Source organism: Tenacibaculum halocynthiae (assembly GCF_964512825.1).
In the GTDB taxonomy this organism is placed as follows: Bacteria; Bacteroidota; Bacteroidia; order Flavobacteriales; family Flavobacteriaceae; genus Polaribacter; species Polaribacter halocynthiae.
This window is the reverse complement of record NZ_CAZELG010000045.1, coordinates 126,673-139,694: the sequence shown is the minus strand read 5'-3', so window position 1 is coordinate 139,694 and position 13,022 is coordinate 126,673. Positions and strand designations below refer to the sequence as shown.

The window sequence follows — 13,022 nt, the reverse complement described above, 5'->3', positions numbered from 1 at the left end:
TCCCCAAAAATGTATCTAAAAAAAACGTTAGTACTACTTTCGTTTCTTTGTTACTATACGATAGTTTCACAAGAATCATCAATAAAAAATCATTCTTATTTTTTCAAAAAAATTGATAGCTTAAATTCAACATCTTCTCTATTAAAGGGTACTAGTATTTTTTTTAAACACAAACAATGGGATTCTGTTATTGTAAGCTCTTCAAAAGCATTTATTAATTCTACTTCCTTACAAAACTCTAATTACTTTAGATACATGAGAGGACATAGTTTTATGAAAAAAAATCTTTTTAAAGAAGCTCAAAAAGAACTTAAAAAAGTAACACCTCAGTTCTTTTTTTATGACAAGGTATTGTATGCCTTAAGCGGTATTTATCTAGAACAAAAAAACTTTCAAAAAGCACTTTCTTATTTAAAAAAGATTGAAAGTAAAGAGTTTTCTATAATTAATGAACTATATCGTCCCTCCATTATAAATGATATTGGAGTTTGCTATATACACCTCAAAGATTATAAAAATGCCGAAGTATATGTATCTAAATTTTTAAATGACGTACGTAAAAAAAACAACCCTCAAGAAATTATTGAAGCATATACAAATACTGCTAATTTATATTATGCTCAATATAAAGACGATTTGGCAATTCCTTATTTTGAGAAAGCCTATTTGCTTTCAAAAACAACAACTAACTATGAAATAAAACGAAAAACTGCAAAAAATATGGCAGTTGTAGAAGAGAACCGAAAAAATATTATTAAAGCTTTAGTTTACAGAAAAGAATATGATAAATGGAAAGATTCATTAAATAACCAAGATAGAATATGGAAAACTGCTCAATTTGAAAAAAAATTAGCTGTAAATCAGAAACAAAAAGAAATAAATTTCTTAACCTCAGAAAATAAAATTAAAGCCCTTCAAAGAAACGGTTTTATATTTACTTCAATTTTATTATTACTCATTTTATTCGGAGGAATTTACTTTTATATACAACAAAAAAAATCTCATAAAATAATCGCTTCTCAAAAAGAAGAACTAAACGCTTTAAATAATACTAAAGACAAACTTTTTTCTATTGTTAGTCATGATTTACGATCATCAGTTAATCTTTTACAAAAAAGTAACTCAAAACTTTTGCATGAAATACAAAATAGAAACTACAGTGTTTTAGATACTATCGTTACTAAAAATGCAGCTATCGCTAATAGCTCTTATAATTTATTAGAAAACTTGTTAAATTGGGCTACTATACAAACAAAACAATTGTATTTCAATATAGAATCAATCGATTTATTTTCTGTTACACAACAAGTTGCTTTCAATTACCAACCTTTATTTGATAATAAAAACATTACATTTAATAATAAAACACCTCCTGGGTCTTTTATTTTAGCTGATTTAGATTCTTTAAAAATTATCATTCGAAATTTATTAGACAATGCTATTAAGTTTAGTGAATTAAATGCCAAAATCTCTATTTACTCGTATTCAGAAAATCAAGATTTCGAAAACTTAGTAATTGAAGATACAGGTGAGGGTATAAGTAAAGAAATTATAACTGAATTATTAAAAGACACTTCGTTACTCAGTAAAAAGAAAAACAAAGAAGAGATTGGTACTGGTTTAGGGTTACAATTATGTAAAACACTTATACTAAAAAATAATGGGCTTTTTAAAATAGAAAGTACTTTAAATAAAGGCACTAAAATGATTATCTCGTTCCCAAAATCTGTTTAAACATGGAGAATATAAATATTTTAATTATTGAAGATGATGTAGAAGTTTCTTCTGAACTTAAAAGTACTCTGGAAAAGAACGGGTATACAGTTTCTGGTATTGCCGAAAATTACCAAAAAGCACTTACGCTATTTTACAAACTCCCTGTAGATTTAGTTATAATTGATATATTTTTAGGAGAAAATCCTGAAGGAATAACCTTTGCAGAAACTATTTCTACCGTTCCAAATGCCTTAAAACCTTTTATTTTTTTAACGTCTTCCAAAGATCGCCAAATATTTGAACGTGCCAAATTAACCAAACCTTTTCGTTTTTTATTAAAGCCCTTTAACGAATTAGAGGTTTTATATGCTATTGAAATGGCTATTGAAAAGTTTTACGAACAAACAAATGTTTTTGCAAGTACAAACCAAGATACAGTAGTTACTAAAGACTATTTATTTATAAAAAAAAGAAGTGCTTTAAAAAAAGTACTTTTATCTTCTATAATATATATTGAAGTAGACAATAGGTATTGCTCTATTATTACAGAACTTGAAAAATTTGTGATTCAAATTTCGCTAGCTAAAATACTAAAGTATATAAACACAGCAGTGTTTCAACAAATACATCGTAAATATGTAGTAAACATAAACTCTATAGAACAAATAGTTACTGCTGACAACTTACTACTTCTTAAAAACAATCATAAGATTACGTTTAGTGCTAAGTATAAAGACTTAATTAACAACTTTTCTATTTTGAAATAGTTTTCTTACACTTTTTCTTTTTTAATTATAAGAGGCATTTTCACATGCCTCTTTTTTTATGTTTCACAACACTGAAAAATCTATTCACAACATCTTTTCAAAATCACTCTTTCTTAAAATCTAATTTTAGATCAGAAATTAAAACTAGCGCTATTTCTAATTTTCTATTTATTCAAATGTAGAGTTCAGAAACTACTATAAAAAACGAGGCGAAATCTGAAAAGCCTTATGAGTATGAAAATTTAAAACCTAAAATTATGAGTCATGTAGTAAAAATTAAAACTGTAAAATTAAAATTATCTAATAAAAATGGAGACGAATTAGGTTACGTTAAAAATAATGGTACTGGTAGTAAATCTACTATGCAAATTGTAACAAACGAAAAAGAAGCTTCTGTTTTTGAAGTAATGACCTACGATAAACATACTAAAACCATAGAAGATCCTTGTTATTATAAATTAAAAGATCATTCTAAATACTATTTGGACATGCACTTAAGCCCAAGAGATCTTACAAGGCAATTATTATTTGCTGACAAACCTAATTTTTCAGTATCAGCTTCAACTATTGCTGCTTGGACATTAAACAACTACTTGCAAACAAGAGTTGGAGGCTTTTATTTAGGTAAAATTAATGAACAACCTAACCTAGTTGCTGTAGAAAGTCAAAGTTCAGCATTAAAAGTAAGTGCTATTTATGTGTAAAATAAAAAACTAGGTTATTTAGCTAACACCTAAAAAACTTGTGACTAAACTAAATAAAAATTAAAAAACTAAAATTATGTGTACAAGAATATTTAACAATTTCAATAAAGAAAACAATTATTTAACAACTGCTAGAAATATGGATTGGGCTACTCAAATGCCTACTACAATTTTTGCATTCAAAGTAAATAATGAAGAAGAAATAATTAAAAGTGGAACATCTCCTCAAAATGAAAATTCACTAATATGGACTGCTAAATATAATAGTATTGTTACTATGGTTGGCACTAAAGCTCCTTTTGGTGCTTCTGACGGTATAAACTCAGCTGGGTTAGTAGCCAATCTTTTATACGATAGTAGTGCTAAATATTCTCGAAAAGACGGAAGCTCATGTAAAAACCTAGACGTGTTACGTTGGGTACAATTTGTTTTAGATACTTGTTGTTCTGTAAAAGAAGTAGTAGCTGCATTTAGTGAAAGTGCTCAAACACAAATTCAACTAATTGGAGGAATAGTTCCTGGTTCTGATAAACTTGCAGCTTTACACCTTGCTGTTTCAGATAAATTCGGTGACTCAGCAATTATAGAAGTTCATAAGGGCAAATATTTTATATATAACAACCCTGAATTTAGAGTAATGACCAACGAACCTTCGTATGCTAAACAAATTGAATTAAATCAATTTTGGCGTTGGCAATGGAGTGATAAAAACTTCTTTCCTAGTAACACACTTCCTGGTGGACCATTTCCTTCAGATAGATTTGCAAGAGCATCATATTATTTAAATCATTTATACGAAACAAAGAATATTCCAGACTCTTTAACACAATCTAAATCTGTTGTTATGAATGCATCAGTTCCTGTTAATTTCAAATCTAATAATCCTCAATTTCCAAATATTGCGCAAACATTATGGTCTACAGTTGCTTGTCATAACAACCTCAAATATTATTTCTATAATACTAGAACAATGGGAGAAATTTATATAGACTTAAATCAACTTGAAAAATTTCCAAGTACCGTTTCAAAACTTGTTGTTATTTCTGAGGATGATCACCAATTTATAAACCATGAATTATTTGGATATCAAAATGAAAATTTTATAGAAGCTCTTGATCCTTTTGCTTCAGAATTAATTCTAGCCTAATACATTATATATATTACTAAGAAAATTTAATCTATTTTTTATTCATTAAAAACAGTTTAATAAATGGAAAATAATAAATTCGTAACAACTGTTACATAATATAGGTAGTTGCCTGTTCTATATTAATACTTTATAGAACAGGTTTTTATATCATTACTAAATTCTTCTCTAACCATCTCTCATACTTTTCATCCTATCATTTAAACACAAAAACATATCACTTAAAGAACCTTATTAAATTCTTAACATAATAGTAATTACTTTTAAATAAGCACACTTAAACAAAACACCAATAAATAATAACGATTATTTATGCTCATCTATTATTTAAGAAATAGATAAAATTTAAATTATAAAACTAAAACTATGTCAAAACTAATCAGCTATTACAATAATGGATCAATCCCTTTAGAACATGCAGTTAACCTTCCTTACACTGATATTATTTTATCTTTCTTGTATACTTCTGAAAGCAATCCGCTATCCTTGCAATTAGCAGGTGGTATTGCTGCTTCTACTTCCCCACCTGAATTAACACAAACAACAAAAAATGCAATTGCAAAGCTAAAAGCAAATGGACAAAAAGTTCTTATTTCCTTTGGAGGTGGAGAAATGTCTTCTGTTGCTTATAGTAAGATAGCTGGGCATGAAAAAGAATTAGCAATATCAATTGCTGATTTTATAAAAAATAATAATCTTGATGGAATTGATATAGATTTTGAAGATACTGCTTCTTTTATGGGAAATGCTAATTATGACGGTGTTGCCTTTTTAGTTAACTTAACTCAAGCATTACGATCAGAATTACCAAGTTCCCAATATTTAATTACTCACGCACCACAACCTCCTTATTTAGAAATTGGAAGTGGTATGGACGGTTACGTAAAAATAATGCAACAAGTAGGAAACTCTATTGATTGGTTAAATGTTCAATTTTACAATAATCCTCCATGGAGCTCTAACCCAAACCAAATTGTAACTTCATATTGGCAATTTTCAAAACTTGCAGGTTTAAGCCCCGAAAAAATCATGATTGGTTTACCTGTAACACCTAGAGATGCAGGTTCTGGATATATGCTTATAGATGAAATTATTACAGAAGTTATAGAACCGATTCAACAAAATGGTATTCTGGGTGGGATGATGAATTGGCAATTCTCAAGTGATAAAGATGGAGTTTGGGCCGAAAAAATAGGTCAAGCCCTTAAAATTAAAACACCCATCGCTTAATTTTAAACTTTTTTAAATTACTCGACACCAATCTTAACCTGTTCTATAACTTAAAATATAGAACAGGTTTTTTCATGGCACATATTCCATTATAAAATACTAGTTAACTTATGGTTAGTTCTCTTTAAGGAAAAACCCCTATGCAAAATAACCAATTCCCTTGTATAACTTTCAGGGGAAGCAAGTATTGTAAACCCGTGTATTACACTTTAACTTTGGTTACATAGATTGTAAAGCTACTCTCTTAGAAAATGATCAATAGCGCTATAAATCATTTTCAAAACTAACCTAAAAGTAGAGTTCAGAAACTACTATAACAAACGAGGTACTATCCCCGAAACCTTACCAATGGGAATAAATTATTAAACTTAAACATCATGAGTACAGAAATCCAAGAATTACCTAAAGTTGAAAGTATCAATAATCAATCTTTACTTGCTGAACAATATGTAAAAGTTGATCAAATATGGAAAACAGCTATTTCAAATATTAAATTGACTGGGGTTAAAAGCTTAAAATGTCATGTTGAACGACCAGATTCAGGATCTTCTACTGGAGGTTATTTAATGTTATATTTAAACGAAATCACTCCTAATGTAGAACCAATTATAAGACAATTTCATAGTGGTAAAGGAGACTTTAATGCTGAAATTGCTAGCGATGCAATAGATTTTACAAAAAACAATTATGTTTTAGCTTATGCTCCTCATTATAGTGATAATGTAAAAATTGTTGTAACATCTGCTAAAATTTTCTTTGGATCACCAATAGATTTAAGATTGTCAGCTTGTACTCACATTTCTCACGAAATAAAATCTGTAACTTCTTTTTATAAATTTGACTCCAATCCTCTTGGTTTTGGATATTATAATTCATGGATGATTATTCGTGAAGGATCAACTTTTGGAGAAGGAAGACAAGTTGGTATTGCTCAACTTGACCGTAACGATCCAGCTCAAGGAATAAAAGTTGTATCAACTATTGAGTTTTTAAAACGTGGACAAACATATAATGTTTCTACAACTATCTACTCAACAGTTAGACCAGTTGCTGGATATACTTTTACGATAACTAAGTAGTTCTATATTCAATATTAAAACTTTAAACTTCCTTTACCTTTATTTGTAAAGGAAGTTTTTATCTTCAAAAAGATAAACTCTTTTATCCATTACTTCTTTTCTTATTTAAGAAAGCCGTATTTTTATCGCTTATTTTTTAGCCTAAAATGAAAAGAGATCTTTCTACTATAAATCCAAAGGAAAATATCATAATAAAAGGAGCTAAACTCCATAATTTAAAAGATATAGATGTTGTAATTCCTCGTAACAAACTAGTGGTAATTACTGGACTTTCTGGATCTGGTAAATCATCTTTAGCTTTTGATACTTTATATGCTGAAGGCCAAAGGCGATATGTAGAAAGCTTATCATCTTATGCACGCCAGTTTTTAGGTAAACTACATAAACCTAAAGTAGATTATATTAAAGGGATTTCTCCTGCTATTGCTATTGAGCAAAAAGTAAACTCTACCAATCCAAGATCAACAGTAGGAACCTCAACAGAGATTTACGATTATATTAAACTACTATATGCTCGTATTGGTAAAACATTTTCTCCTGTTTCTGGCAAAGAAGTAAAAAAACATACAGTTACTGATGTTTTAAATTTTATAAAAAAGTTTGAAGAACGTAGTAAATTACTTTTACTAGCTCCTATAACCATAAGTAAAGACCGTAAAATAGAAACTGTTTTACAAGTACTAATGCAACAAGGATATGCTCGTTTAAAATATAATAACGAAGTGTATCGAATTGATGATTTTCCGATTAAAACCTTTAAAGGAAATGAATTTTTTTTAGTTATTGATAGAGTTGTTGTAAAGCACGAAGAAGATTTTTACAATCGGTTAGCTGATGCAATTCAAACTGCTTTTTTTGAAGGAAAAGGAATCTGTTTTGTTGACGACATGTCTACCAATGAAACAACGTCTTTTAGTAATAAATTTGAATTAGATGGAATCACCTTTTTAGAGCCTAATACTCATTTTTTTAGCTTTAATAATCCGTATGGAGCATGTCCAACCTGTGAAGGTTATGGAAACGTTATAGGAATTGATGAAGAACTAGTTATTCCTAATACTGGTTTATCTATATACGAAGATGCCATTTTTGCTTTTAAAACCGATAGTTATAAAAAATATAAAGAAGCTTTAATATTAAATGCAGCTGATTTTAATATACCTATTCATAAACCTTGGTTTGAACTTACTGATGAACAAAAGGAGTTAGTGTGGAATGGAACCTCAAAATTTAACGGTATACACCACTTATTCAAAACCTTAGAAGAAAAAAGTTATAAAATTCAAAATAGAGTTATGTTATCTCGTTACAGAGGTAAAACAACTTGTACCGAATGTAACGGAAAACGATTACGTAAAGAAACAAACTATGTAAAAGTATATAATAAGACCATTTCAGAATTAGTTTCTTTACCATTAGATGAACTTGCAATTTTTTTTAGCACTATAAAACTTAATAAGTACGAAGAAAAAATTGGGAAGCGTTTACTTACTGAAATCAATAACAGACTTCAATTTTTACAAGATGTTGGATTAAACTATCTAACTTTAAATAGAACATCAAATACTCTTTCAGGAGGAGAAAGCCAACGAATTAACCTGGCTACCTCTTTAGGAAGTAGTTTAGTTGGTTCCATGTATATTTTAGATGAACCTAGTATTGGATTACATCCCAAAGACACCGAACGACTTATTAAAGTACTAAAAAATCTACGTGACTTAGGAAATACTGTTATTGTTGTTGAGCATGATGAAGATATCATGAAGGAGGCCGATTATATTATTGATATTGGTCCGGAAGCTGGTACCTTTGGAGGTAATGTAGTTGCAGAAGGTACTTACAAAGAGCTTTTAAACTCGAACTCATTAACTGCTCAATATTTATCTGAAAAGTTAACTATTGAAATACCTAAAAAGCGAAGAGTATCAAAAAATACTATAGATATTATTGGAGCTAGAGAAAATAACTTAAAAAATATTGATGTTTCTTTCCCTTTAAATAATCTTACTGTAATTACAGGAGTATCAGGTAGTGGTAAAAGTACTTTAGTAAAAAAAATACTATATCCTGCTATGCAAAAAAAATTAATAGGATATGGTAATAAACTAGGGCAACATACTGAGGTTAAAGGAAGTTTTGAAACACTAAAACATATTGAATTTATTGATCAGAACCCTATTGGTCGATCATCTCGCTCAAATCCTGTTACTTATATAAAAGCATATGACGATATTCGTAAACTATTATCTTCACAAAAACTTTCAAAAATTAGAAACTATCAACCTAAACACTTCTCTTTTAATGTAGAAGGTGGTCGTTGTGAAGTTTGTAAAGGTGAAGGTGAAGTTACCATTGAAATGCAATTTATGGCTGATGTTCACTTACAGTGTGAAGCATGTAATGGTAAACGATTTAAAAAAGAGGTTTTAGAAGTTACTTTTGAAGAAAAAAATATTGATGATATTTTAAACCTAACAATTGATGATGCTGTATCTTTTTTTACAGAATTTAACCAACCTAAAATAGCAAGAAAGTTAAAACCTTTACAAGATGTTGGTTTAGGATATGTACAATTAGGTCAATCATCTTCAACACTTTCTGGTGGTGAAGCACAGCGTATAAAACTGGCTTCATTTTTAGTAAAAGGAACCACAAAAGATAAAGCATTATTTATTTTTGATGAACCTACGACTGGTTTACATTTTCATGATATTAAAAAACTCTTAAACTCATTTAATGCCTTGATTGAAAGAGGTCATTCTATTATTGTAATTGAACATAATATTGAATTAATAAAATGCGCAGATTACATAATTGACCTTGGTTTAGAAGGTGGAAAAAATGGCGGTAATTTAATTTTTTCTGGCACCCCTGAAGAACTAGTTAAAAACAAAAAATCATATACTTCAAAATACCTTAAAGAGAAAATAATTTAATATTAAAAAGTGGAGTTTAATTAGCTCCACTTTTTTCTTTTTATTATAACTAACAAACAAAAGTACCTCCACAACCATCACTGGTAACTGTAAAAGTAACAATTCCGGTAAATGGTCCTGCATCAATTTGTACTGTGTATACTTCACACGGATTTAAAACCCAATTTGTATTACCATTGTGAGTAACTGTACTAGAATCGACTAAAGTACCTGATGAATTAAAAATTTGATAAGGTTTTGTAACTCCTGTTGCCATTGCTCCTGTGCCTAAATAATAAAACTTAACTTTAAAACCATAACCACATGGAGTAACAGAATGTACTCCTATTGTAGGAAATTTATACTTCTTCTTAGTCGCACTTCTTTCACCAGAAGGTTTTTCTTTACTTTCTACAGAGTTTGGCAAAATTGTATCATCATCTTGAGAACAGGAAACAAAAAATACTGACACTAAAAAAGCATAAAGAATATAACTTAGAAACTTACTCTTTTTATTTTTAAAATTTTTAAACATAATTAATAGTTATTAAAGGTTACTATTTTATAAGTATGTAAAAGGCAAAAAAATTACCCATTCTTAAAAATTAAAAAGAATTCAATTTCTCTGAAAACTTAAAAACCTGTTTAACTTTTGAAGGCTAAACAGGTTTACGTAACAAAAACTAACAAAATTCAATAAGATACTTATTGAAAACTTTTATCTCCCTTATTAGGGTTATACACATATTTAAATGTGAAATATTGTGATGATGTATGTGAAGGTTTTTTATCTTTATAGTAACTTGAAATCTCTACTTTTACATAGTGTCCGTTATGAGTTTTAATAACTAATACTTTTCCTGGAGCTGGACTTATGGTGTGATTCGATGAATCATACGTATACCAACCATTACCACTTCCCTTTAATAAAGCTAATGCATCTTTTTTATCTTGCTTAAACTCACTATCGGTTGGAGCCTCTTTTATTGATGTAAACGTACCAGTTTTTAAAACTAAAGCTGCACTGTGAACTCTATCTATATCTTCTAAAAGCGCTCCTTTCTCTCCTCCGTTTATAATAATTTCTGTGGCTCTAAAAGCAATATCCCAATTATCACCAGTTACTTGTTTTCCTTCAGAAAAACTAAATTTTGTAAAAGGTCCTGTATAGTTACCTCTCCCCTTTCCAGGCGCATGTAAATTTTCAATACTTTTACTTTCAACCGACTTCACTAATGGTTCATTAGTTTCATTATTACTACAAGATGTAATTAAAAAAGCGATAATTAATCCTCCCAAAATTGTTCTTAAATGTTTCATTCTATAATCCTATTTTTAATATTAAAAGTTAAATTGTATTCTTCCATAATATGTTCTACCTAACTGTAAATAACTTTCATTAGGTATTACATTTCCATTACTATCTGTATAATTAAACAGTTCTTTATTTTCAATTCCTGTAGAATTAAACAAATTATCTACTCCCACTTGTAAATTCATAAAACCAAGGAATTCCTTTGTAACTGCTGTATTAATTTGTGTGTTTGCTACAACAAAATTGTCAAAATCGTCTATTAATAAATTTCCATTTGTATCAAAAGGCGCATATTTACTTCTATAAACACCTCTAATATTCATAGAGAAATTGTGTTCAAAATTTTCATAAAAAAGTTTTGCATTTAACATATGCTTTGATCTATTGACCAACCCGAAATATGACGAAGCATTTAACTGTTGAGATACACCATTTTCATCTCTATAAAAAACGCCTTCTTTTATTCTATTTAACTCCTCTTTATTACCAGTATCTAAAAATTGATATCCAGTAAAAAATTGAAAGTTTTTATTGATTTTATAATTTACATCTACCTCTATTCCTTGGGTAAATACATTATTAATGTTTCTGTAAGAAAATGTTCTTGTTCCTCTTGGAAGTCCTACTGTTAATGCTGAAATTTCTGTATCAAACGTGTCAATTAAATCCTTTATATCATTTCTAAATCCATTTACATTAATCTTTAAATCATTATTTAGGTTAAACTGAAAACCTATATTATACCCTATTGATGTTTCTGGTTTTAATTGCTTTTCTATTGAGTTAACTCCTGCTACTCCTTGAAAAAGGTTATGAATTGTATGGGTACCTAATACTATATAACCATTTGATACATTTCTAAAATCAAAAAATAATTGCCTAAAATCTGGTACTTTAAATCCAAAACCTGCAGATCCTTTTAACGTTATCATATCATTTAACTGATAACTAGCTGATAACTTTGGGCTAAAAGCTGATTGGTAACTATTACTACCTTCATAACGAGCTCCAACAATAACATTAACATCATTAATAGGGTTAAAATCATACTGTGCAAAACCATACCAAGCTTTATATTGTTTCGCTCCATTTATAGACGACCTATCTAATTCATCAAAATTACCTCCTACACCAGCTATTATTGTACCTGAGTTTCCTACTATGTATTTTGACCTAATTTCTGGTCTAAATAAACTTCTATTAAAAAGTGTTGTAACATTATTTAATGTACTTTCCGTTTTAAACCTTGTAGCATAAAAAGTATAATCAATATCCCATTTATCAGTTAAGAAATGATTCAATTTAACATTTGCATTCCAATCAGTTTGATTATTAGTTACTGAGTTTATATATTGATTTTGATTATAATATCTTTGTGAAAAATCTAACTTTAATTTTTCTGACACATCGTATAAAACTTGTGCATTTAGAGTATAATTTTGATGTGGATATACAGTTTTTGATGCCGTTAAAGGAGTTAAATCAAATCCTTTACTCGAATTCAAGTTTACACCTGCGATAATTCCAAACTTACCTTCTCTATAAACTATGTCTCCGTTAATATCAAGCTCATTTTTAGCACCTCCCCTTGTATATAGATGGTATTTACCTTTTAGCTGATCTCTATTTGGCTTTTCAGTTATAATATTTATAACTCCACCCATTGCTTCTGAACCATATAAAGATGAAGAAGGACCTTTTACAATTTCAATTTGTTTAATGTTATTTACAGTAATTCTGTTTAAATCAATATTACCAGCTGTTCTTCCTACTACAGGTACACCATCAATTAATATCAAAGTATAATCTGCAGCAATACCCTGAAGTTGTACTCCTTCTGAGCTTCCTACATCTTTCACTAAAGTTATTCCTGTTTGTTCCAACAAAATATCTTTTAATCGAACTGATCCAGATTTCTCAATTTGTTTTTTCGAAACTAAAGTTACTGGCATTGGTATAGAAGACAATTGCCTAACCGTTCTTGTAGCCGTTATAATAACCTCATCTAATTTGTTAACCTTTAAAGAATCTTTTACTTGTTCGTTTTCTTGAGAAAAAGCAGAAGAAGTAACAACTAACAAACCAAAAAACAATTTTCTATTTAGAAACATTCTTAATAATTTTCTGCAAATATATATTCTTATTTTAA

General features: G+C 28.9%; 10 protein-coding genes. 7 read left to right on the top strand and 3 right to left on the bottom strand.

Features of this window, described 5'->3' with window-relative positions; all coding sequences use genetic code 11:
- Positions 1-9 precede the first annotated feature (9 nt).
- The 7 genes from ACKTTQ_RS18950 (at position 10) to uvrA (ending at position 9,579) form a co-directional block, all read left to right on the top strand.
- The gene (locus ACKTTQ_RS18950) at positions 10-1,734 is read left to right on the top strand and encodes a tetratricopeptide repeat-containing sensor histidine kinase (protein WP_408050129.1); all 1,725 of its coding nucleotides are present in this window, start codon (positions 10-12) and stop codon (positions 1,732-1,734) included.
- Positions 1,735-1,736: 2 nt separating this feature from the next.
- Positions 1,737-2,483: a LytR/AlgR family response regulator transcription factor gene (locus ACKTTQ_RS18945; RefSeq protein WP_093871869.1), complete on the top strand. Its 747-nt coding sequence runs from the start codon at positions 1,737-1,739 to the stop codon at positions 2,481-2,483.
- Between the two features lie 257 nt (positions 2,484-2,740).
- Positions 2,741-3,187 carry a hypothetical protein gene (locus ACKTTQ_RS18940; protein ID WP_408050128.1) on the top strand — a complete coding sequence of 149 codons (447 nt, stop codon included), beginning with the start codon at positions 2,741-2,743 and terminating at the stop codon, positions 3,185-3,187.
- Between the two features lie 76 nt (positions 3,188-3,263).
- Positions 3,264-4,334: a linear amide C-N hydrolase gene (locus ACKTTQ_RS18935; protein WP_408050127.1), complete on the top strand. Its 1,071-nt coding sequence runs from the start codon at positions 3,264-3,266 to the stop codon at positions 4,332-4,334.
- Positions 4,335-4,700: 366 nt separating this feature from the next.
- A complete protein-coding gene (locus tag ACKTTQ_RS18930; protein WP_408050126.1) occupies positions 4,701-5,564 on the top strand; it encodes a glycoside hydrolase family 18 protein in 864 nt (287 codons plus the stop codon).
- A 377-nt stretch (positions 5,565-5,941) separates the two neighbouring features.
- Positions 5,942-6,643, top strand: a complete 702-nt coding sequence (locus tag ACKTTQ_RS18925; RefSeq protein WP_093871872.1) for a hypothetical protein — start codon at positions 5,942-5,944, stop codon at positions 6,641-6,643.
- 146 nt (positions 6,644-6,789) lie between these two features.
- A complete protein-coding gene (gene uvrA / locus ACKTTQ_RS18920) occupies positions 6,790-9,579 on the top strand; it encodes an excinuclease ABC subunit UvrA (RefSeq protein WP_408050125.1) in 2,790 nt (929 codons plus the stop codon).
- Positions 9,580-9,628: 49 nt separating this feature from the next.
- On the opposite strand, the gene ACKTTQ_RS18915 is transcribed toward uvrA, so the two are convergent.
- From ACKTTQ_RS18915 to ACKTTQ_RS18905, 3 genes are all read right to left on the bottom strand, one after another.
- Positions 9,629-10,093, bottom strand: a complete 465-nt coding sequence (locus ACKTTQ_RS18915; protein ID WP_408050124.1) for a hypothetical protein — start codon at positions 10,091-10,093, stop codon at positions 9,629-9,631.
- A gap of 170 nt (positions 10,094-10,263) precedes the next feature.
- Positions 10,264-10,878, bottom strand: coding sequence for an HmuY family protein (locus ACKTTQ_RS18910; RefSeq protein ID WP_408050123.1), 615 nt, complete (start codon positions 10,876-10,878; stop codon positions 10,264-10,266).
- Between the two features lie 21 nt (positions 10,879-10,899).
- The gene (locus tag ACKTTQ_RS18905; protein WP_408050122.1) at positions 10,900-12,984 is read right to left on the bottom strand and encodes a TonB-dependent receptor plug domain-containing protein; all 2,085 of its coding nucleotides are present in this window, start codon (positions 12,982-12,984) and stop codon (positions 10,900-10,902) included.
- Between the last annotated feature and the right edge of the window lie 38 nt (positions 12,985-13,022).

Bases quoted from the DNA above. Each gene is read 5' to 3' on its own strand.
- ACKTTQ_RS18950 (WP_408050129.1), top strand. From the start codon at position 10: ATGTATCTAAAAAAAACGTTAGTACTACTTTCGTTTCTTTGTTACTAT.
- ACKTTQ_RS18945 (WP_093871869.1), top strand. From the start codon at position 1,737: ATGGAGAATATAAATATTTTAATTATTGAAGATGATGTAGAAGTTTCT.
- ACKTTQ_RS18940 (WP_408050128.1), top strand. From the start codon at position 2,741: ATGAGTCATGTAGTAAAAATTAAAACTGTAAAATTAAAATTATCTAAT.
- ACKTTQ_RS18935 (WP_408050127.1), top strand. From the start codon at position 3,264: ATGTGTACAAGAATATTTAACAATTTCAATAAAGAAAACAATTATTTA.
- ACKTTQ_RS18930 (WP_408050126.1), top strand. From the start codon at position 4,701: ATGTCAAAACTAATCAGCTATTACAATAATGGATCAATCCCTTTAGAA.
- ACKTTQ_RS18925 (WP_093871872.1), top strand. From the start codon at position 5,942: ATGAGTACAGAAATCCAAGAATTACCTAAAGTTGAAAGTATCAATAAT.
- uvrA (WP_408050125.1), top strand. From the start codon at position 6,790: ATGAAAAGAGATCTTTCTACTATAAATCCAAAGGAAAATATCATAATA.
- ACKTTQ_RS18915 (WP_408050124.1), bottom strand. From the start codon at position 10,093: ATGTTTAAAAATTTTAAAAATAAAAAGAGTAAGTTTCTAAGTTATATT.
- ACKTTQ_RS18910 (WP_408050123.1), bottom strand. From the start codon at position 10,878: ATGAAACATTTAAGAACAATTTTGGGAGGATTAATTATCGCTTTTTTA.
- ACKTTQ_RS18905 (WP_408050122.1), bottom strand. From the start codon at position 12,984: ATGTTTCTAAATAGAAAATTGTTTTTTGGTTTGTTAGTTGTTACTTCT.